The organism is Nocardia sp. NPDC006630 (genome assembly GCF_040611495.1).
In the GTDB taxonomy this organism is placed as follows: domain Bacteria; phylum Actinomycetota; class Actinomycetes; order Mycobacteriales; family Mycobacteriaceae; genus Nocardia.
Genome location: NZ_JBEXOK010000002.1, coordinates 94,031 through 115,471 on the forward strand (window position 1 = coordinate 94,031; position 21,441 = coordinate 115,471).

The 21,441-nt window shown below is 66.4% G+C and carries 20 protein-coding genes; 12 read left to right on the plus strand and 8 right to left on the minus strand.

What is annotated here, in order from left to right:
* Positions 1–255: 255 nt before the first annotated feature.
* Genes ABZX86_RS04715 through ABZX86_RS04730 form a run of 4 tightly spaced genes read left to right on the plus strand, consistent with a single transcriptional unit; the run spans position 256 to position 4,611 of the window.
* The gene (locus tag ABZX86_RS04715) at positions 256–1,224 is read left to right on the plus strand and encodes a phosphate/phosphite/phosphonate ABC transporter substrate-binding protein (protein WP_355120066.1); all 969 of its coding nucleotides are present in this window, start codon (positions 256–258) and stop codon (positions 1,222–1,224) included.
* 2 nt (positions 1,225–1,226) lie between these two features.
* The gene (gene phnC, locus ABZX86_RS04720) at positions 1,227–2,039 is read left to right on the plus strand and encodes a phosphonate ABC transporter ATP-binding protein (RefSeq protein ID WP_355120068.1); all 813 of its coding nucleotides are present in this window, start codon (positions 1,227–1,229) and stop codon (positions 2,037–2,039) included.
* Positions 2,036–3,625, plus strand: a complete 1,590-nt coding sequence (gene phnE / locus ABZX86_RS04725) for a phosphonate ABC transporter, permease protein PhnE (RefSeq protein ID WP_355120070.1) — start codon at positions 2,036–2,038, stop codon at positions 3,623–3,625. Before phnC ends, phnE begins: the two co-directional genes overlap by 4 nt.
* On the plus strand, positions 3,622–4,611 hold the full coding sequence (locus ABZX86_RS04730; protein WP_355120071.1) for a zinc-binding dehydrogenase: 990 nt from the start codon (positions 3,622–3,624) through the stop codon (positions 4,609–4,611). Before phnE ends, ABZX86_RS04730 begins: the two co-directional genes overlap by 4 nt.
* Positions 4,612–4,700: 89 nt before the next feature.
* On the opposite strand, the gene ABZX86_RS04735 is transcribed toward ABZX86_RS04730, so the two are convergent.
* The gene (locus ABZX86_RS04735; RefSeq protein ID WP_355120073.1) at positions 4,701–5,555 is read right to left on the minus strand and encodes a G1 family glutamic endopeptidase; all 855 of its coding nucleotides are present in this window, start codon (positions 5,553–5,555) and stop codon (positions 4,701–4,703) included.
* Between the two features lie 91 nt (positions 5,556–5,646).
* Positions 5,647–6,003, minus strand: a complete 357-nt coding sequence (locus ABZX86_RS04740; RefSeq protein ID WP_355120075.1) for a helix-turn-helix domain-containing protein — start codon at positions 6,001–6,003, stop codon at positions 5,647–5,649.
* A gap of 49 nt (positions 6,004–6,052) precedes the next feature.
* Here ABZX86_RS04740 and ABZX86_RS04745 point away from each other — a divergent pair, with 49 nt between their 5' ends.
* Together ABZX86_RS04745 and ABZX86_RS04750 are read left to right on the plus strand one after the other, a co-directional pair.
* The gene (locus ABZX86_RS04745; RefSeq protein ID WP_355120077.1) at positions 6,053–6,700 is read left to right on the plus strand and encodes an NAD(P)-binding domain-containing protein; all 648 of its coding nucleotides are present in this window, start codon (positions 6,053–6,055) and stop codon (positions 6,698–6,700) included.
* 115 nt (positions 6,701–6,815) lie between these two features.
* On the plus strand, positions 6,816–7,388 hold the full coding sequence (locus ABZX86_RS04750) for a hypothetical protein (protein ID WP_355120079.1): 573 nt from the start codon (positions 6,816–6,818) through the stop codon (positions 7,386–7,388).
* A gap of 51 nt (positions 7,389–7,439) precedes the next feature.
* On the opposite strand, the gene ABZX86_RS04755 is transcribed toward ABZX86_RS04750, so the two are convergent.
* Positions 7,440–8,426, minus strand: a complete 987-nt coding sequence (locus ABZX86_RS04755; RefSeq protein ID WP_327145773.1) for a heme o synthase — start codon at positions 8,424–8,426, stop codon at positions 7,440–7,442.
* 393 nt (positions 8,427–8,819) lie between these two features.
* Here ABZX86_RS04755 and tkt point away from each other — a divergent pair, with 393 nt between their 5' ends.
* From tkt to ABZX86_RS04785, 6 genes are all read left to right on the plus strand, one after another.
* Positions 8,820–10,964 carry a transketolase gene (tkt, locus tag ABZX86_RS04760; protein ID WP_355120081.1) on the plus strand — a complete coding sequence of 715 codons (2,145 nt, stop codon included), beginning with the start codon at positions 8,820–8,822 and terminating at the stop codon, positions 10,962–10,964.
* A gap of 7 nt (positions 10,965–10,971) precedes the next feature.
* A complete protein-coding gene (tal, locus tag ABZX86_RS04765) occupies positions 10,972–12,105 on the plus strand; it encodes a transaldolase (RefSeq protein ID WP_355120083.1) in 1,134 nt (377 codons plus the stop codon).
* Positions 12,106–12,119: 14 nt separating this feature from the next.
* The gene (gene zwf, locus ABZX86_RS04770; protein WP_355120084.1) at positions 12,120–13,667 is read left to right on the plus strand and encodes a glucose-6-phosphate dehydrogenase; all 1,548 of its coding nucleotides are present in this window, start codon (positions 12,120–12,122) and stop codon (positions 13,665–13,667) included.
* Positions 13,664–14,572, plus strand: a complete 909-nt coding sequence (gene opcA, locus ABZX86_RS04775; RefSeq protein WP_355120086.1) for a glucose-6-phosphate dehydrogenase assembly protein OpcA — start codon at positions 13,664–13,666, stop codon at positions 14,570–14,572. Before zwf ends, opcA begins: the two co-directional genes overlap by 4 nt.
* Positions 14,565–15,299 (plus strand): 6-phosphogluconolactonase, encoded by a 735-nt coding sequence (gene pgl / locus ABZX86_RS04780; protein WP_355120088.1) that lies wholly within the window; start codon positions 14,565–14,567, stop codon positions 15,297–15,299. The genes opcA and pgl overlap by 8 nt, the downstream gene beginning before the upstream one ends.
* 131 nt (positions 15,300–15,430) lie before the next feature.
* Entirely contained in the window at positions 15,431–16,126 is a 696-nt protein-coding gene (locus ABZX86_RS04785) for a L,D-transpeptidase family protein (protein WP_355120090.1), read from the plus strand.
* Positions 16,127–16,153: 27 nt separating this feature from the next.
* Here the strand turns inward: ABZX86_RS04785 and ABZX86_RS04790 are convergent, their stop codons facing one another.
* From ABZX86_RS04790 to ABZX86_RS04810, 5 genes are all read right to left on the minus strand, one after another.
* Positions 16,154–16,567 (minus strand): hypothetical protein, encoded by a 414-nt coding sequence (locus tag ABZX86_RS04790; RefSeq protein WP_355120091.1) that lies wholly within the window; start codon positions 16,565–16,567, stop codon positions 16,154–16,156.
* A 184-nt stretch (positions 16,568–16,751) separates the two neighbouring features.
* The gene (locus tag ABZX86_RS04795) at positions 16,752–17,405 is read right to left on the minus strand and encodes an RraA family protein (protein ID WP_355120093.1); all 654 of its coding nucleotides are present in this window, start codon (positions 17,403–17,405) and stop codon (positions 16,752–16,754) included.
* A 218-nt stretch (positions 17,406–17,623) separates the two neighbouring features.
* Positions 17,624–19,003 carry an acyl-CoA dehydrogenase family protein gene (locus ABZX86_RS04800; protein WP_355120095.1) on the minus strand — a complete coding sequence of 460 codons (1,380 nt, stop codon included), beginning with the start codon at positions 19,001–19,003 and terminating at the stop codon, positions 17,624–17,626.
* A gap of 50 nt (positions 19,004–19,053) precedes the next feature.
* Positions 19,054–20,496, minus strand: coding sequence for a DUF4185 domain-containing protein (locus ABZX86_RS04805; protein WP_355121256.1), 1,443 nt, complete (start codon positions 20,494–20,496; stop codon positions 19,054–19,056).
* 244 nt (positions 20,497–20,740) lie between these two features.
* Entirely contained in the window at positions 20,741–21,415 is a 675-nt protein-coding gene (locus ABZX86_RS04810; protein ID WP_355120097.1) for a hypothetical protein, read from the minus strand.
* Between the last annotated feature and the right edge of the window lie 26 nt (positions 21,416–21,441).

Sequence of the window (21,441 nt, forward strand, 5' to 3'; positions counted from 1 at the left end):
AGCTTGGTATATACCAACGTTCGAGCGTTGTTAACCTGCCCAACACCCAAACCGCACTCCTTGGTATATACCAAGGCTCAGAGTAAGTGCTCATGCAGACCTCCGCCCTCCCGGACGCTGATGTTCCGCCCGAAAGCTTGCTTCTACCAACTGATTTCGAGCTCATCGTACTGGACACGGCCGGCCCGAACGCGGATCGCCCGCACTGATCCTCCCCTCCGAACCCCTTCGGTCACCGAGAAAGATTGCGTCACAATGAAAATCCGTCTGCGCCGCCACGCAATGACCCTTGCCGCCGTGCTGACCGGTCTCGCCCTGGTCGCGTCCGGCTGTTCCGATTCGAAGTCCCACTCCCTCAACGCGCAGGGTTTCCCGGAAACCCTGACCCTGGCCGCCGTCCCGGCCGAGAACTCCGCGGATCTGAAGGCGAGCTATGCCCCCGTCATCAAACTGCTGGAGCAGGAAACCGGATCGAAGGTTCAGTTCAAGCAGGCTTCCGACTACGCCGGTGTGGTCGAGGGCATTATCGCGGGCAATGTCGACCTGGCGTTCTTCGGCCCGTTCGCCTACGTGGTCGCCGGCATCAACGGCGCGAAGATCACGCCGCTGGGCGCGGTCGTGCAGGCCGCGGGCGGTTCGCCCGGCTACAAGTCCTACGGATTGACCAAGTCCGACAATGCTTCGATCAACGGGCTCAAGGATTTCGCGGGCAAGAAGGTGTGCTTCGTCGACCCCAGCTCGACCTCCGGCTTTCTCTACCCGACAGCGGGGCTGATCTCGGCCGGTGTCATCAAATCCGGTTCCGAGGCCGACATTTCGGCCGGTGTCACCCCCATCTATGCCGGAGCGCACGACGCGTCGGCGCTCTCGATCGCCTCCGGCACCTGCGATGCGGGATTCGCCTTCGATACCATGGTCGACAAGACCATGATCGACAAGGGTGATCTGAAGCCCGGTCAGCTCAAGACCGTCTGGAAGTCGGAGACGATCGCCGGTTCGGTCTTCGCCGCCAACAATGCCCTCGGCACCGACACGGTCGAGAAGCTCAAGACCCTGCTCACCACCAAACTCAATGCCGCCAACCTGAAGAGCAGCGGCATCTGCGCCGACGAATGCCGGATCACCGATGAACGCGCCTGGGGTGTGGTCCCGGCGACCGACGCCGACTACAACGGCGTGCGCAAGGTCTGCGAAATCACCGGATCCAAGAAGTGCAAGGGCTGACGATGCCCGTCGAGAACACCGTGGCCGGCGATGACCTCGTCATCGCCGCCCGCGGCGTCACCAAGCGTTTCGGTCCGACCGTGGCCCTCGACGACGTATCCCTCGAGGTGCATCGGAGTGAATTGGTCGTCCTGCTCGGGCTGTCCGGTTCCGGGAAGTCCACCCTGCTGCGCTGCCTCAACGGGCTGCATCCGGTCAGCTCGGGCGCCATCACGGTCAATGACACTGCGGTGGAACGGGCTTCGGGCGCCCAGCTGCGCAGACTGCGCCGCGATGTCGGGTTCGTCTTCCAGCAGTTCAACCTGGTCGGGCGGCTCAGCTGCCTGGAGAATGTCTTGATCGGCGGGCTGGGCGCACTCACCCTCCCGCGCTACGGCACGCTGACCTATCCCAGGCGTATGCGCGCCGACGCGCTCACCTATCTGGATCGAGTCGGCTTGGCGGACTTCGCCGAACGACGCGCCGACACCCTCTCCGGCGGCCAGCAGCAGCGGGTCGCGATCGCCCGCACCCTCATGCAGCGACCGAGCATTCTGCTGGCCGACGAGCCCGTCGCCTCACTCGATCCCGAGAACGCGGGCATCGTCATGGACCTGCTGTTCCAGATCTGCGTCGAGGAGAAGCTGACCGTCGTCTGCACCCTGCACCAGGTCGACCTCGCCATGGGCTGGGCGCATCGGATCGTCGGTCTGCGCGGCGGGGTGAAGGTGCTCGACCACCCGACCTCGGAGATGTCACGCGAGGACGCGATGGAGATCTACCGGCGCGTGGATCCGGCCGCCGAATCGCTTGTCGGCCGGGCGGATTCGGTATGAGCACGGTGCTGGCAGCTCGTCCCGAAACCGGCAGCAGTCGCCGCGGACCGCACCGCCCGCGAGTGCTGGGCGCCCTGTTCCTGGCAGCGGTGATCAGCACCGTCGTCTCGGCCTGGTGGATCGACTTCGCACCTGCCACACTGCTGGACGGTCTCGACCACGTCCGGGCACTGCTGGCAAGAATGCTGCCGCCGACGCTGGACGACCCGGGCCGCATCTGGCAGCTCGCGATCCAGACGCTCCTGATGGCCTTGCTCGGCACCGTGCTCGCCGCGGCGGCCTCGGTTCCGCTGGCCTTCCTGGCCGCCCGCAACACCACACCGCACCCGCTCGTGTACACGGTCGCGCGAGCGGTGATCACCTGCTGCCGGGCGATGCCCGACCTGCTGTTCGCGGTCCTGTTCGTCCGGGCGCTCGGTATCGGCGTACTGCCCGGAATCCTTGCTCTCGCAATGCATTCCATCGGCATGCTCGGCAAGCTTTTCGCCGAGGCGATCGAGGCGACCGATCCCGGACCACGGGAAGCGGTGCGCAGCACGGGCGCCGGATACTTCCGCGAGATGCTCAATGCGGTTGTTCCGCAGGCGGTCCCGTCATGGATCGCGAGCTTCGTCTACCGCATCGACATCAACCTGCGGATGTCGGTCATCCTCGGCTTCGTCGGCGCGGGCGGAATCGGCTTCGCATTGCAGGATGCGCTGCGCGGCCTGATGTATCCCGACGCACTCGGCATCGTCTGCGTGATCCTGGTGATCATCGCCGCGATGGAACTGCTTGCAATCGTCGTCCGCAAGACCATGCTCGCACCCGCCAAGCCCGGTCCCCGCCGCGATCGAATCGCACGAATCATCTTCTCCGCATTGGTTTTCGGATCCTGTATCGCTGCCCTGTTCGTGCTCGACGTCAGCCCCTGGTCCCTGCTGAACTGGGTCGGACCGTCGATGAAAACCTTCACCCGGCTCATCCCGCCGAACTTCGGCGCGCTCGGGTCCGAATTGTTCACTTCCGCACTGGAGACGGTGGCAATCGGCATCGTCGCCACCGCCATCGGCATCGTCCTGTCGATCCCGGCCGGGATCCTGGCGGCGAGAAACGTGACCCCGCACGTGAGCATCTACTGGGTCGCACGGGCCTGGATTCTGGTGGTTCGTGCTGTGCCCGAACTGATTCTGGCCGTCGTCTTCGTCGCGGCGGTCGGCCTGGGCCCGATCGCGGGTACCTGCGCGCTGGCGCTGGGCTCGATCGGATTCCTCGGCAAATTGGTGGCAGACGCGATCGAGGAAATCGCACCCGGTCCACTCGAGGCGGTTCGCGCTGTCGGCGGAGGCTGGTGGAAAACCCTTGTCGCGGCGGTGATTCCGCAAGCAATGCCGGCGCTGGTCGGTTCGAGCCTCTATCTGCTCGACGTGAATATCAGAACCTCGACGATCCTCGGAGTCGTCGGTGCGGGTGGCATCGGCTACCTGCTGTTCGAATCGATCCGCACGCTGAACTTCGACGTCGCGGGCGCCATTGTGATCGTCATCTTTGTCATCGTCTACGCCATCGAAAGGCTCTCAGGGTGGATCCGCTCGCTCCTCGTATGACCCGCGCCGCCGTATGGACCGGCAGCGGAATCGAGATCCGAAAGATGGAACTGCCCGATCTGGCGGCCGGGGAAACCCTTGTCCGGGTTCGCCTGGCCACCGTCTGCGGCAGCGACCTGCACACCATCTCCGGCCGCCGGCCCGCGCCCTGCCCGTCGATCCTCGGGCATGAGGCGGTCGGCGAAGTCGTGGTGGCCGGCGCGGGCGTCGCAGCCCGGGCCGGGGACCGCATCGTCTGGGCGGTGACCGTGGCATGCGGACAGTGCGCACGCTGCCGGACCGGGTTCACCGCCAAATGCGAATTCGTCCGCAAGTTCGGTCACGAACCGTTCGACGGTGACTGGCCGCTGTCGGGCGCCTACGCCGAATACGTTGTGCTACCGCCGAATACGACTATCGCGCGGGTGCCCGACACCTTGACCGACGCGGTGGCGGCGCCCGCGGCCTGTGCGACCGCCACCGTCATGGCGACGCTCGATGCCGCCGAGACGATCACCGGGCGGGTGCTGATCTACGGTGCGGGCATGCTCGGCATCACCGCCGCGGCGGCCTGCGCCGAAGCGGGCGCGCAGGTCTACATCGACGATGTCGACCCGGTCCGGCTCGAACTCGCCCGCAAGTTCGGCGCCACCCCCGACAATGGCGCACAGGTGGACCTCGTCTTCGACTTCTCGGGATCGGCCTGCGCCATCACCGGTGCACTCGACCGCCTCGATATCGGGGGCACCCTCGTCCTCGCCGGATCGGTCGCGCCCGGCCCGCATATCGGCATCGATCCCGAAAATGTCGTTCGCCGATGGCAAACGATCACCGGTGTCCACAATTACGAACCGCACCACCTCACGCGGGCGGTCGACTTCCTGCATCGCACCCGCGCCACCTACCCGTGGAGCTCGGTCGTCGCACCACCGGTCGAGCTGGACGAGCTCGCTTCCCAGTTCACCGCCACGCCGCCCGGCACACTGAGGATGTCGTGCAGACCGTGACGCCGAATGAGGTCGAATCCCCTGCCGCACAGTCGATTCGGATCGTGCCGCGCGGCTGAGGAATTCGCGGCGATCGGGGCCGCAACACCTCAGGGAGACGGGATCGTGAAGGAATCGCCTGTTATCGCGGTGGGGGTGATACGGGGAGCGGCGATCGAGAGTGATTGAGGGTTGTAAGCGGCGAGGGGACGACCGTCGGCGGTGACGTTCGTGAAGGTGATGGGGGTGTAGGTGGGGACGTTGTAGGGGATGGATTCGGAGACGGCCAGGGCTGCTGTGGGGATTACGGTGCTCTCGAACGTCGCGCCGTAGTGCCAGCCCTGGGTCGTATCGGCGACTGTCATGCGGTACGTGGTGTGGCCGTCCCAGGTCACCGTTGCCGCGATGTCGTCGCCGGGGACGGTCTGCGGCGATTCCCAGCTGTTGCCCGGGGCATCCGCGTCCGGGACCGGCATTCCGGCCTGGTCGCCGAAAGAAGGAGTCTCGAAGAAGCCGGAATAGCGCGGTACTCCGTTGTCGCACGCGGCCACGGTTCCGGTCTGGATGAGGGTTCGGTCCCCGCCCGGACCCATGCCGACCAAACCGATCCAGGGGCCGACGTGCGGAATCATCAGGGTGCCGAGTGCGGCGCCCGGGTGGTTGAGCAGACCGGGGACTCGCAGGACGGAGCCACCGGTCAGGATCGTATTGACCGCGCCGTTCACCGCGCCGCCGAGGTTGCCGAAGGGCGGGCAGGTGACCGCCGGGACTTTCCATTGCGCGCTGAGAACCTTGAAAGATGGAGCGACAGCGGCATATCCGCTGTAATTGTCGCCGCCGGGGCTGATGGGACTGATCAGCGGCGGCTCGGCGGATGCCGTGGGCGCCAGGGCCATAATCGGCACAATGCCCGCGGCGAGTAACCATCCCCGCCGTCGAATTACCGAATTACTCCGACTTGTCATCGAATCCTCCCCCGTGAGAACAGCGCGGCAGCAGTGCGGCGAACAGGTCGAATCTACCGCGCCGAATCACCCACTACCGGAATGGTTTCCATCACACGCCGTCCATCGGTGTGGCACGGGTTTCGGCGCGCTCCTGGGCTTCCATCACCTCATCGCCATGCTCGTGTGCCCATTGGGCGATGCCCTCTATCGGTCCGAGCAGGGAATGGCCGAGGGGTGTCAGCGCGTACCGGCCTTCGGTTCGAGTGACAAGACCGTTGTATTCGAGGCGGCGCAGGGTCTCGGTGAGAACTTTCGCGCTGATGCCGCCGACCCGGGCGCGAAGTTCGGTGTGGCGCAATGGGCCGTGCCGCAGCGCCCAGAGGGCGACGCCGTTCCAGGTGTTCGCCAGCAGGTCCAGACCCAGCCTCGCGCGACAGTCGGCCAGCAGCTCGCCGCTGGGAACCATTTGGTAATCACCCTGCTGCCTAACGTCTTCCACATATCCATCGAACCATGTGAGGAGCGGCAAAATGCGGATCGGCATTCTAGGAACGGGCAATATGGCGGAGGCGCTCGGCGGGCAGTGGGCCCGGGCCGGGCATGAGGTGCGGGTCGGCGGGCGCAGCGCTGAGCAGGCGGCCGCCCTCGCGGAAAGGATCGGCGGCAGTGCGGGTTCGCTCGCCGAGGTTGCGGCATTCGGCGAGGTACTGCTCCTCGCCCTGCCCTACGACGCGGTACCGGCGGTGCTGGCCGAGATCGGCCCACTGGACGGCCAGGTCGTGATCGATTGCACCAATCCGCTTGTCCCCGGATCGTTCACATTGAAGACCGACGGCCTTTCGGCGGCCGAGCAATTCGCCGCGCAGGCGCCGGGCGCGCGAGTGGTGAAGGCGTTCAACCTCTGCCATGTGGACGTGTGGCGAATGACGCCGCCGATATTCGCGGGACGGCCGCTGGCAGTCCCCCTGTGCGGCGACGCTGATGCGGTGACCGAGGTTGTCCCCCTGGTCGAGGCCCTCGGCTGTCATCCGATCGCCGCAGGCGGCGTGGACCGCGCGGGCCTGCTGGAGGCGACTGCCGCATTCGTCATCGGTATGTGGTTCGCCGGTGAGGACTCGCAGGCCGTCTTCCCGCCGAGGGAATTCGCCCAGGGCGCGGCGTAACCGAAACCGCCCGCGCCCGGCGACCACGCCCTTGGCGGCCTGGGCAACTGTCCGCATATATGTTGGTTGCCGGGACTTTGGCAATGAGAAAGCGGGTGCTATGCACTGGGATCAGATGTCCGATACGCCGGACGACCTACGTCGGCGCGCCACACGGCTGCGGCGCGGGGTCGGTCAGCTGGGGGTGCTGGAGTCGATTATCGATGCGGCGGAAGGCCCTTGGCTCGGCGCAATGGACGCTGACGGGCGCGGCGCGGCGGAATTGCGCATGCATCTGGCCGGGCATTACCGGCTGCACGTGGTGGTCACCAGCGCGGGCAAGCTGAGCCTGGTGCACGTCAATACGCTCGCGCAAGGCACCGCCGGGGAGCGGATCTTCTCGAACAAGATGGCATTGCGGCGCGGCTGGGACGAGAAAGAGACGATGCCGAAGCAGCCGCAGTGGCTGCACTACGTGGTGACGTGGGTCAAGGCCGTCAGCAGTGAAGTGGATCGACCGGCGGTGCTGGCGTGGATGCTCGCGGGCGCCGATCGAAATCTGGCCGCTGTCGAAGACGTCATCGAGAATCTGCGGGCCAGCCTGGCCGAGCAGGAACAATTGCGCGATGAGCGCGCCGCCGAGGTCGCCGGGCTACAGGCCGAGCTGGAAACCCTCACCGCAGAACAGAACAGCACCTCGGATCAATAGCACACTGCCGCCGAGTCTTTGGACTCGGCGGCAGTTTCGTTCTGTCGAGGATCACCCGAAGGCGATGTGCCCCAGCGTGTGCCACCCCATGACCGAGTCCACGGCCAGACCGCAGAACACGACCGCAAGGTAGTTGTTCGACTGCAGGAACAGCCGCAGCGGCTTCACCGGCTCACCGCGACGCACACCCGAGTACAGCTGGTGCGCCATCAGCAGGAACCACGCGCCCGCGACAATCGCCACCGCGGCATAGATCGCGCCGGCGGCCGGAGCCAAGGCCAGCGTGGCCAATACCGTCAGCCACGTGTAAATGACGATCTGCTTGGTCACCACCTGCTCGGTGGCCACCACCGGGAGCATCGGAACGCCCGCGGCCTTGTAGTCCTCCTTGTAGCGCATGGCCAGCGCCCAGGTGTGCGGCGGCGTCCAGAAGAAGATCACCAGGAACAGCACGATCGCGGGCCAGCCGATCGACCCGGTCACCGCGGACCAGCCGACCAGGGCGGGCATGCAGCCGGCCGCACCGCCCCAGACCACATTCTGCGAGGTCCGGCGCTTGAGGCCGAGGGTGTAGACGAAGACGTAGAACAGAATCGTCGCGACGACCAGCACACCGCTGAGCAGATTGGCCTGCCACCACAGCCAGGCGAAGGAGCCCAGGCCGAGCACGATGCCGAAGACCGCGGCATTGCGCGTGGGCACCGCCTCACGTGCGAGCGGACGCTTGGATGTCCGCTTCATCACCTTGTCGATATCGGCGTCCGCGACACAGTTCAGCGTGTTCGCACTGGCCGCGCCCATCCAGCCACCGAACAGCGTGGCCAGGATCAGCCGCAGGTCCGCGTGACCGCGATCGGCCAGCAGCATGGTGGGAATCGTTGCCACCAGCAGCAGCTCGATCACCCGAGGCTTGGTGAGCGCGATATAGGCGAGTACTCGCCTGGTGGTCGATGCCAGCGGCCCACTGCCCGTGACGCGGTCGGCCAGCACCGTTCCGGAGGAGCCGTGAGCGCCACCCGGCTGTTGCCCAATCCGCACTGTTTCTCCTCGCACGCCGTGCATCTTGATCCGGTCTGGAACAGCAGCGCGCTCGGCCGTTCCCTAGAAAGGAGTCAGTGGCGGCGCGGCTACTACTACAGAGCATGGTAGACCCACGCCGACCGTGCTCTCGTCCAGGTCCGGCGCGGGCGCACCGAGATATGTCCGCGACCGGACCACAGACCGGTCACAAACCGGTCCGCACGAGGCCACGAACAACGACACGACGGCCGGTGAACGCGGGTTCCCGCGTGGCGCGGAATGGGCCACCTTTAGGGTGGTGGGTAGTCCGGTGCGCTGTCGGATGATTGAGTCGGCGCATCGCGCATCACCCCGCCAAGCGAGCCCGCCGACAACTTCAGTGTTCACGAGAAGGTCAGGAGAACCTCGGTCGTGTCAGTCACAGACGACATCCGCGCACTCACTCAGCCCCATCACCCTGCCGACTGGTCCGACGTGGACACCAGAGCCGTTGATACGGCCCGGGTGCTCGCCGCGGACGCGGTGCAGAAGGTCGGCAACGGCCATCCGGGCACCGCAATGAGCCTGGCGCCGTTGGCGTACACGCTTTTTCAGCGCATCATGCGGATCGATCCGAGCGATCCGGAGTGGGTGGGACGCGACCGTTTCGTACTGTCCTGCGGCCACTCCAGCCTCACCCAGTACGTGCAGCTCTACCTGGCGGGCTTCGGCCTGGAGCTGTCCGACCTCGAGGCGCTGCGCACCTGGGGCGCCCTGACCCCGGGCCACCCGGAGTACCGCCACACCAACGGCGTGGAGATCACCACCGGCCCGCTGGGTCAGGGTCTGGCCTCGGCAATCGGCATGTCGATGGCGTCGCGGCGTGAGCGCGGTCTGTTCGATCCCGAAGCGGCACAGGGCCAGAGCGCCTTCGACCACTTCATCTACGTCATCGCCTCCGACGGCGATATGGAGGAGGGCGTCACCTCCGAGGCGTCCTCGCTGGCCGGTACGCAGCAGCTGGGCAACCTGATCCTGTTCTACGACGACAACCGCATCTCCATCGAGGACGACACCACCATCGCCTTCACCGAGGATGTCGCCGCGCGCTACCGCGCCTACGACTGGCATGTGCAGGTCGTCGAGGGCGGCGAGAATGTCGTCGGCATCGAGGAGGCCATCGCCGCGGCGCAGGCCGTGACCGATAAGCCCTCGATCATCGTGCTGCGCACCATTATCGGCTACCCGGCCCCGACCAAGATGAACACCGGCGGCGCGCACGGCGCGGCACTGGGCAAGGACGAGGTCGCCGCGACCAAGAAGGTGCTGGGCTTCGATCCCGAGCAGAGCTTCGAGGTCGACGACGCGGTCATCGCGCACACCCGCAACCAGGTCGCCGATCGCGCCAAGGCCGCCAAGGCCGCGTGGCAGGACCAGTTCGACGCGTGGGCCGCCGCGAACCCGGCCAACAAGGCGCTCTTCGATCGCCTGCAGACCCGCACCCTGCCCGACGGCTGGTCCGCCCAGCTGCCGACCTGGCCCGCCGATCAGAAGGGCATGGCCACCCGTAAGGCGTCCGGCGCGGTCCTCGCGGCCCTCGCCCCGGTGCTGCCGGAACTGTGGGGCGGCTCGGCCGACCTCGCCGAATCCAACAACACCACCATGCCGAACAGCCCGAGCTTCGGCCCGGAGTCGATCTCGACCGGCATGTGGAAGGCGAACCCGTACGGCCGCACCCTGCACTTCGGTGTGCGCGAGCACGCCATGGGCGCGATCCTGAACGGCATTGCGCTGCACGGTCCTACGCGTCCCTACGGCGGCACCTTCCTGGTGTTCTCCGATTACATGCGCCCCTCGGTGCGCCTGGGCGCGCTCATGCGCACCCCGGTCACCTACGTCTGGACGCACGACTCCATCGGTCTCGGCGAGGACGGCCCCACGCACCAGCCGATCGAGCACCTGGCCGCACTGCGCGCCATCCCGGGCCTGAACGTGGTCCGCCCGGGTGATGCCAATGAGACCAGCTACGCCTGGCGCACCATTCTGGAACGCGACTCCGCGGAACGGCATTCGCACTTCGTACCGTCGGACGCCCCGCACCAGGACGGCCCGTCCGCGCTGGCGCTGACCCGTCAGGATCTGCCGATCCAGGAGGGCACCAGCTACGAGGGCGTCCGCAAGGGCGGTTATGTGCTGGCCGAATCCTCCACTGCCACACCGCAGGTGATCCTGATCGCCACCGGTTCGGAACTGCAGCTGGCGGTCGACGCGCGCACCGCGCTCGAGGCCGAGGGCATCGGCACGCGCGTAGTGTCGATGCCGTGTGTCGAGTGGTTCGACGCGCAGGATCAGTCCTACCGCGATCAGGTGCTGCCGCCGTCGGTCAAGGCGCGTGTCTCGGTGGAAGCCGGGATCGGAATGCCCTGGTACCGATTCGTCGGCGATGCCGGTGAAATCGTGTCGATCGAGCACTTCGGCGCCTCGGCCGATTACAAGACGCTGTTCCGCGAGTTCGGTATCACGACCGAAGCCACCGTCGCTGCCGCGCAGCGCTCGCTCGCCAAGGTGAAGGGATAGTCCTGCAATGACCCAGAACCCCAACCTCGCGGCCCTGTCGGCCGCCGGGGTCTCCGTATGGCTCGATGATCTTTCGCGTGGTCGCATCAAGTCCGGCAATCTGCAGGAACTGATCGATACCTGGAGCATTGTCGGCGTCACCACCAACCCGACGATTTTCCAGGGCGCCCTGTCCAAGGGCCACGACTACGACGCCCAGGTCGGCGAGCTCGCCGCCCGCGGCGCCGATGTCGATTCCGCCATCCGCACCATCACCACCGATGACGTGCGCTCGGCCTGTGATGTGTTCGCCGACGTCTTCAAGGCGTCCGGCGGCACCGACGGCCGCGTCTCCATCGAGGTCGATCCGCGGCTGGCCTTCGACGAGGACGGCACGGTCGCCCAGGCCATCGAGCTGTGGAAGATCGTGGACCGGCCCAACCTGTTCATCAAGATTCCCGCCACCGAGGCCGGTATTCCGGCCATCACGCGGGTGATCGCGGAGGGCATCAGCGTGAATGTGACGCTGATCTTCTCGGTCGAGCGCTACCGCGCGGTCATGGGCGCGTACCTCGACGGCCTGACCAATGCGCACACCGCGGGCCACGATCTGGCCAAGATCCATTCCGTCGCTTCGTTCTTCGTCTCCCGCGTGGACTCGGAGATCGACAAGCGGCTCGAGGCCATCGGCACCCCCGAGGCGCTGGCGCTGCGCGGTAAGGCCGGAATCGCCAACGCGCGCTTGGCCTATGCCGCGTACCAGGACGTATTCGACGGCGGCAAGCACACTTCGGTGTTCGCGCGGCTGTCGGCGGCGGGCGGGGCCAATCGCCAGCGTGCGCTGTGGGCGTCCACTGGTGTCAAGAACCCGGACTACCCGGACACCATGTACATCTCCGAACTGGTCGCGCCGAATACGGTCAACACCGTCCCGGAGAAGACCCTCGCGGCCTTCGCCGATCACGGCGTCGTCTCCGGCGACACCATGTCCGGCACCGGTCCGGCCGCACAGGAGATCTTCGACAAGATCGCCGCCGCCGGTGTGAATCTGGACGAGGTGTTCGGCGTGCTCGAGGTCGAGGGCGTCGACAAGTTCGTGACCTCGTGGGAGGAATTGCTCGGCGCCACCACCGAACAGCTCCAGGCAGCCGGGAGCAACTGACAGTGGCCGGCGCAGTGACGACGACCGCGACGGTGAACCCGCTCCGCGATGGACGCGACAGCCGGGTTCCCCGCATTGCCGGGCCGTGCAGCATGGTGATTTTCGGTGTGACCGGTGACCTGTCGCGGCGCAAACTGCTGCCGGCCATCTATGACCTGGCGAACCGGGGGCTGCTGCCCCCGGGTTTCTCCCTGGTCGGCTTCGCCCGGCGCGATATGTCCGATGCGGACTTCGCCGCCGTGGTCAAGGAATCGGTGAGCTCCTCGGCGCGCACACCGTTCCGCGACGAGGTATGGGATCAGCTGTCGGCCGGATTGCGTTTCGTCCAGGGCACTTTCGAGGACGATGCCGCCTTCCACCGGCTGGCGACCACCCTCAAGGATCTGGACCGCGATCGCGGGACGGGCGGCAATCACGCCTTCTACCTCGCGATTCCGCCCACCGAGTTCCCGGTGGTGCTCGATCAGCTCTCGAAGAACGGTCTCGCGCAGGCGAAGCCGGAGCACGGCGATGCGCCGACCTGGCGGCGCGTGGTCATCGAGAAGCCGTTCGGCCACGATCTCGACAGCGCCCGTGAGCTCAATGCCCTGGTGAATTCGGTCTTCCCCGAGCAGTCGGTGTTCCGCATCGACCACTACCTCGGCAAGGAGACGGTGCAGAACATTCTGGCGCTGCGCTTCGCGAACCAGCTGTTCGACCCGATCTGGAATGCCAATTACGTCGATCATGTGCAGATCACCATGGCCGAGGACATCGGTTTGGGCGGTCGCGCAGGCTATTACGACGGTATCGGCGCCGCCCGCGATGTGATCCAGAACCATCTGCTGCAGCTGCTGGCGCTGACGGCGATGGAGGAGCCGGTGAGCTTCCAGCCGCGGCAACTGCAGATCGAGAAGATCAAGGTGCTCTCGGCGACCAAGCTCGCCGAACCGCTGGACGAGACCACCGCGCGCGGGCAGTACACCGCCGGGTGGCAGGGCAGCGAGTCGGTGGTGGGCCTGATGCAGGAGGAGGGTTTCGACCCGAATTCGCGCACCGAGACCTACGCCGCCATCACCCTGGCCGTGGAGACGCGACGCTGGGCGGGTGTGCCGTTCTATCTGCGCACCGGAAAGCGCCTGGGGCGCCGCGTCACCGAGATCGCGGTGGTGTTCAAGCGGGCCCCGCATCTGCCCTTCGACCAGACCATGACCGAGGAGCTGGGGCAGAACGCCCTGGTGATTCGCGTGCAGCCGGACGAGGGCATCACCATGCGATTCGGGTCGAAGGTGCCCGGCTCCAGCATGGAGGTCCGCGATGTGAATATGGACTTCAGCTACGGCGAGGCGTTCACCGAGGACTCCCCCGAGGCCTATGAGCGGCTCATCCTGGATGTGCTGCTCGGTGTGCCGTCGCTCTTCCCGGTCAACGAGGAGGTCGAATTGGCTTGGCGCATACTCGATCCCGTACTCGAGCACTGGGCGCAGACCGGTAAGCCCGATCCGTACGAGGCCGGTATGTGGGGTCCGGAATCCGCCGACGAAATGCTCGCGCGCAGCGGGCGGGAATGGCGGCGACCGTGATCATCGATATGCCGGACACCGATACCCGTGAGGTATCCAAGCGGCTGATCCAGCTGCGTGAGGCCAATGGCGTGGTCACCATGGGCCGGGTGCTGACCCTGGTCGTCTGCACCCTGGACAGCTCGGAGGCCGAGGACGCCATCGACGCCGCCAATGACGCCAGTCGTGAACATCCTTGCCGCGTCATAGTTCTCGCGCGTGGTGACCGGAATGCGGCGACGCGACTGGACGCCCAGATCCGCGTGGGCGGCGATGCCGGCGCGGCCGAGGTGATAGTGCTTCGGCTGCAGGGCGATCTGGTCAGTCACGAGAGCAGTGTGGTGGTGCCGTTCCTGCTGCCCGACACCCCCGTGGTGGCGTGGTGGCCGCGCGGCGCCCCGGATTTCCCGTCCAAGGATTCGGTCGGCCGCCTGGCGACCCGCCGGATCACCGACGCGACCTTCGCGCCCGATCCGCAGGACACCATCAAGAAGCGCCGCGATTCGTATGCGGCGGGCGATACCGATCTGGCGTGGAGCCGGGTCACCTACTGGCGCGCCCTGCTGGCCGCGGCCCTGGACGAGGCGCCGTTCGAACCCGTTGAGTCCGTGACGGTTTCGGGTCTGCAGGATGAACCCGCACTGGACATGCTGGCCGGCTGGCTCGCCGCTCGCCTGTCCTGCCCGGTGATCCGCGAGACCGGCGAGCTGAAGGTGGAGATGCACCGCTCGTCGGTGACCATCTCCATCGCCCGTCCGCAGCACGGCCGCACCGCGACCCTGACCCGCACGGGCGAGCCCGATCAGCGTTTCGCCCTGGCCCGCCGGGAGACCCGGGACTGCCTGGCCGAGGAGCTGCGCCATCTCGACGCCGACGAGGTCTACGCCGAGGCGCTGACCGGAATCGAAAGGGTGATCTATGAGTAAGCCCGTCGTCGAAACCTTCGCCACCACCGAGGAACTCGTGCAGGCCGCAGCCGCCCGCTTCGTCACCGAGGTCGTGGAGGCGCAGCGGCTGCGCGGCAGCGCGTCGGTGGTCCTGACCGGTGGCGGCACCGGTATCGGCCTGCTCGAATGGGTGCGCAAGGCGCCGGGCGACATCGACTGGTCCAAGGTCGACATCTTCTGGGGCGATGAGCGTTTCGTGCCCACCGGGGATCCGGAGCGCAATGACCTGCAGGCTCGGCAGGCGCTGCTCGACCATGTTCCGCTCGACCCGGCCCGGGTGCACCCCACCGAAACCTCCAGCGGTGACTACCCTGATCCGCTCGAGGCCGCGGGCGAGTACTCCGCCACGGTCCACGCATACCTGGCCGAGCACGGCGCCTTCGATCTGCACCTGCTCGGCATGGGCGGTGAAGGCCACGTCAACTCACTGTTCCCGCATACGGACGCCACCCGCGAGGACCGCGAACTCGTTGTCGCCGAAACACATTCACCCAAACCCCCGGCCGTCCGCATCACACTGACACTGCCCGCCATCCGCAGGTCCCGTCATGTGGTTCTCATTGTCGGCGGCGAGGCCAAGGCCGCCGCGGTCGCCGCAGCCCTGAATGGCGCTTCGCCCCTGGATGTTCCGTCCGCCGGAGCCATCGGCAGCGAATCCACCACCTGGCTGCTCGACGAGGCCGCAGCCGCCGATCTCCCGAGCTGAGTATCCGCCCGGGTCGGGGGTGGTAACGCCCCCGACCTGCGGTAACTTGTCACTCGGCGCAGTGCCGAAGTCCCGCTGATTATTGATCCGACTCGCTACGATGCCCTCGTCGACGACTGTGGGGAGCGCGAGTGGGATTGGCAGACAAGGGTGTCCGGACGCTGCGCTGGACCATCGCCGCGGCCGTCGCGGTGCTCGCCGTTGTGATGCTGCCCCGGCTCAGCAGCGATCGGCCCCCGTTCGATCCGGATACCGTGCCGGGCACTCAGGTCGTCTGGGTGACCGCACCCGCCGGGGCCGATCACGGGAGCTTGGAGTTGTGGCAGCGAAATCGGCTGCGGGACTGGAAGCGTACGTTCGCCGTCCCTGCCTGGGTCGGCGCGGAGGGGATCTCGAACCGTGCCACCGAGGGAAGTTCGCGCACGCCCGAAGGAATTTTCACGCTGACGGAGGGCTTCGGCCGATTGCCGGATGCGGCCGCGCGACTGCCCTATCTCAGGATCGACCCGTCGAATACCTGGTGGTGGGTCTCCGATGCCGAAAGTCCGCTGTACAACCAGAAATACCGGTGCGCGGAGACCGCCTGCCCGTTCGATACCTCGGCCGGTGAGAACCTCGGACGAGTCGACCCGCAGTACAACCACGCACTCGTCATCGACTACAACCGAGCTCCGGCGGTGCCGGGTAAGGGGTCGGCATTCTTCGTGCACGGGGATGTCGGTGCGGCGACTGCAGGGTGCGTCGCCGTCTCCGAGGACGTCGTTCGCACCCTGCTCGCCACACTCCAGCCGTCGAAGCGGCCGGTCATCGCGATTCACAGCAGCTGAATCACGCTCCGGCCCAGCGGTTCCGGATCAGACGCACACGCCGTTCAGGTTCATGGCGGTGATCATCGTCTGCCCGGAGGCGGGGCGCAGGTCGGAGGCATCGTCGAAGTAGATCGCGCTGATGATGTGCTGACCCGCGACGCCGGGAACCCAGGGGATGCTGGCGGTGCCATTGGTGACCGGCACCGTTCCCACCACATTGCCGGAGATGCCGGGCAGGTGGCTGGTGAACTCCACCGAGCCGTGCGATACCGGGGTACCGTCGGCCATCTTCACCGTCGCCACCGCGGTCTGCCCGCAGCCGACGGAGGCGAGCTTGGCCGGGCCGACCGGGGAGCCGGTCATGCTGATCGTCAGCGTCGGCGTGCCCGCTGCGGCCGCCTGCGGGGCTGCCGCCAGCGGTACCGCGATACAGGCCGCCGCGACGGCCATTCCGGCCACGCCCCGTGCTGCCCTACCTCGTGCTGTAGTTCCTCGTGCTGTAGTTTCTCGTGACAAATCGAATCCGCTCATCGTGCCCCGTCTTTCGGTGTATCCGGACCAATCGTGGACAGATCTTCGAACCGGTCGCAGGCTATCCGACGCCGGCCCGGCAGCCACGGAGGCGGCACGGCGAGTACTCGGGTCAGGCGAGGAATTCCAGGGCGGAGTGCTCGCCCTTGCGCAGGGCTTCGGTATGCGCGGAGATGCCGAGGCAGTCGCTGAGCGTGGCGCCCGCGTCCAGCTTCGCGATAACACGGGCTTCGGCCTGTTTGATGGCGGTGGCGGCGGTCAGCAGCGTTTCCACTCGCGCCGGATCGACCACCACAATGCCCTCATCGTCGGCGAGAATCAGGTCGCCCGGATGCACCGGCACACCGCCGCAGGTCACGCGGACCTGCAGTTCCCCGAGTTCGGTGGTGGTTCCGGCCATGGGTGTGATGAAACGGCTGTAGATCGGCAGCTCGCAATCACGGACATAGCCGATATCGCGGTAACCGCCGTCGACAATGATCCCGCCCAGTCCGCGTACCAGCGCCCCGCGCGCGAAAAGTTCTCCGGCCAAGGCGATTTCACTACTGCCGCCGTCGACGATGACAATATCCCCCGGCGCGGCGGTCTCGATGGCCCGCAATACCGCGAAGAAATCCCCGTAGCACCGGACAGTGAATGCCGGTCCCAGAATTCTGATCCCCGCCGATCGCGGCCGAATCGCACTGTCCATCACCCGCAACGACTTATCGGCATCACACAGCGCGGTCGTATCGATCGAGCGAAACCCAGCAGCAAGTCGTTCCACGAGCACAGGCAAAGCCTTTCGAAGTTCGAACCCACATGACCCTCCGACCCTACGTCGCCCGCACTTGCCGAACCCGCCGTTTCAGCCGACCTGCGAACGCCCGACCGGCGCCTTCGGAACCATCAACCGCGCAGCAACCCCGGCCGAGGACTGCTCTCCGAGCGGCCCAAATGTCTTCTCGCACAGCTTCCGGGCCGCCCGCAGGGGGTCGAGCGTTGTCAGCGCGGCGGGCGCAGGAACTTCAAGGCGGCCTTCATGACCGGGCCCGGTACGCGATCGCGCATATTCAGCGCTGCGGCCGCGGCTCTGGTGCGCACCTCGTTGCCGCGGCCGAACGCCTTGTTCAGCGGGCCGCCCGAGGGTTCGAGGTCGACGTGCAGTGGGGGCCGGCCTTCGGCGGCGCCCAGGGCGTGTGCGATGACTATGCGCTGAATTTCGCTGGTGCCTTCGAAGATGGTGTACAGCTTGGCATCTCGGTACCACTTCTCCACCGGGTGATCGGTGATGTAGCCCCACCCGCCCATCGTCTGGATGGCGCGTTCGGTGGCTTTCACCGCGACCTCGCTGGCGGCCAGCTTCGCCATCGAACCTTCGCCGCGTTCGAACGGGACACCCTGGGCGGCCATCCAGGATGCCCGCCAGGTCAGCAGTCGTGCGGCGTCGATGCGGGTGGCCAGGTCCGCGATCGGGAAGGCGATGCCCTGATTGTCAATGATCGGCGCGCCGAAGGCCTCGCGGCGGGTCGCGTAGGAGGTCATGTATTCCATAGCGGCTCTTGCGATTCCGAGCGCCTGGGCCGCGACCATCGGGCGAGTCTGTTCGAAGGTTCCCAGCGTCACCGAACCGGATCGGCCGCCGCTGCGCGCCGCCTCGCGCCGCTTGGCCAGTGCGTGCTCGAGCTTCTCCGGTCCGCCGAGCAGATTGGCCATCGGCACGCGCACGCTGTTGAACTGCAATTCCGCGGTATGCGATGCGCGGCATCCGAGCTTGTCGAGCTTGCGCACCAGTTCCAATCCTGGTGTGCCGCCGGGCACTACGAACAGCGCCTGGCCGCGGTGGCCCAGCTGCTCATCGACCACCGCGTTGACGACATGCACATTGGCGATGCCGCCATTGCCGATCCACATCTTGTGACCGTCGATGACCCAGTCGTCACCGTCGCGTACGGCCCGCGTGCGCAGATTGCGCACATCGCTGCCACCCTCGGGTTCGGAGATCGCGAGCGCGGCGAGCTTCAGATCCCCCGGGCTGCCGAAACATTCGGGCGCCCACTGCAGCATCTGCTCGGGCGTGGCCGCCTGGCCGATCGCCGACAGGGCCAGTGCGGGCATCACAATCGCCAATCCGATGCCGGCACAGCCCCAGAACAGCTCCTCCATGAACATGGGCAGCGACAATCCGGTCGGGTCGCCGATGAGGTCGCGGTAGAACAGCGGACTGTAGAAACCGCGTTTCGCCGCCTCCTCCAGGACCGGCCAGGGAAATTCCTGGGCCTGGTCGTAGTGGGACGCCACCGGCCTGATGCAGTCTCGGGCGAATTCGTGCGCACGCTTGGCCAGGTCGTGCTGCGCTGCCGTGGGTGTCAGGTCGAAGGTCACGACTGGTCGATACCCCGTCGGCGACCCTCGACACGTTCAGACGCGAATTCTCATTTCAGGGTGGCGTGCATGAGGTACACGTTGTAGCTGTTCCATGCCGAGACGGTGAAGTACAGGTCCTTGCCCGTGGACCACGGGTGCATGAATCCGCCGTACGCGGTCGGGTAGTCCTCGGTGCTGAGCAACGGCACCGGATCACTCCACGCCCCTTGCGGTTGCGCGGCGGTACGCATCACGATCTGCCCGCGCGTCACGTCCAGATACACCAACTGCCACTGCTGAGTGTCCTGATCGAAACGCACCGACAACTCGCTCGCGGTACCGGAAACGACCGGGGTGGCCAATAATTCGTTGGCCCCGTCCGCAGCGACCCAGGTGCCGTCGATCCAGTACTGGTACGCCGATTTGTTGAGCACCTGACCCGACGGAACCCGCGCCAAACCGATCACGCCCAGACGCCCGTTCGGGGTGCCGAACATGTACACGTAATCCCCGTGCGGCACCATCGTCGCGACCTGGAAACGGCCCAGCCCGAACAGGTTGTCCCAGCGCGCCCACTGCGATTTGGTCCAGGTACGCCCGTTGTCATCGGAATAGGCGATACCACCGTCGTTGGTCCACCACATACCCGGAATACGCGACCAGTGGTTGATCGACATATACGTCAGGTACTGCCGGTCCCCGATCGCGAAACCGGAGGTCGGGATGGTGGTGTGCTCGAAGTTCTTGATCTTGCGACTGTCGAGGATCTCCGCGGCATGGCAACGGCTGTTCTGCACGAACTCATCCAGCACCAGACCCTGGGACAGATCACGATTGCTGCTGTAGGCGAGGGCATTGCTGCGCCAGTCCTGCTGCTCGGTACCGGCACCGCCTGCTTGCCAGCCCTTGCCGAAGGTGTCACCGAACACGACCGCGACCTGACCGGGCTTGTTCTCCCACATCAATCCCAGATCGGTGCCATCGACCGACCAGCGCATATCGGTGCGGTTGAGCGACCCGTGCCCGGTCACCTGATTGACCAGCGCCACCGAATCCACCTGCGGGGCCGGCACCGGCGCGACCGCCGGCGCGGGCTCCGGCGGTTGCACGTCCGAGGTCGGCGGGGCCTGCGGTTCCGGAGCCTCACCGCCGGGCACCGGAATCGGGATCGGTTCGGCCTCGGGAGCGATCTCGACCCGGGGCAGCGACAAGCCGCTGCCGCTTCCGGTCCCGCCGGGCGCGGTGGTCGGGGCCGGGTCGTCCCGAATATCGGGGCACGGGTTGCCACACGGATCCGAGGGCAACGCGGCCGGATCGATCCGCGTGTTGTCGGGTTTGGGGCCCGGTACCTGCACGGTCACGATCTGCGGGATCGGCACCGGAATCTTGATCGGCGCATCCGGTTGCTTCTGCGACGGATCGGGATTGGGTTGCCGGGCAAGAGGATCGAAACCTGTTTCCCCGCAGGAGTTCACCGGCGGAGCCGCCCACGGATGCAACGGACCGGCCATCGCGGGAGCCGCGGGCAACAGCACCGCACCTAGGGTGAGGACACCGAAAAGAGCCAGTGTCGCGGGGATTTCGGACTGTAACAGCGGGCGGCGATGCCGAAATCCCATGAGTGTGCGTTTCCTCGTCTGTGATCGAACCGCACCACTGTAGCGACCCGGTGCCGAATTCGCTTGTCGCCGAATCGGTCACCGTATCGGTCACACTGAAGTCGAGGCCACCGCCGGCCGATTCACTGCGCCGAACTCAGTTCTGACAGACCGGGTACGCGGCGGCGGGATGGCAGTGCGCCGGGCACGCCAGGATGTAGACGATATTGCCCAGCAGCAGTCCGTCGTCGAAGGCTGGAAGGTCGATATCCGGATCGCGCAGGTAGGCGGAGAACTCGAAGTTCTCCGGAACCTGGCAGAGGAAGACCAGGTCGGTGCCGCACGAGCAGCGGAAGTGTTCGGCGGCCTGCACCCAGAATGCGGCGCCGCCGACCTTGAAATCCTGGAGCGGGTGGCTGGCGTTGCTGTGGTCGGCATCCTCGAATCCGCGGACGACGAGCCGGTGCGGCTGTAGATAAGGATCCGCGGTCGCGACGGAGACACCATTGCGCTGCAAGAGGATTCGCCAGAACGCATGATCGTTCTCGGCGGGGTGGTACCAGTACTGCGCAGGCAATTGGGTCTCGGACGGATAGCAGGCATCGCTTTCGACCGGACATTGGAAGACCAGCAGTTGGTCGCCGCCGAAGTGCGGCACCCCGGCGGGCACCTCGACCTGGAAGTACAGCGCCATGCGCGCACCGCAGTCGCATACCGGCCAGGGCTGATCCGCGTCCAATACGGGCCATCCCCCGATGGTGTCGCGATCACCCGCGACGCCCATCTCCCCGCTGACATCGATCACATAGGTCATCGGCGCGGTCGATCCCATTTGCCCTCCGTATTCCGTTGCGCCAC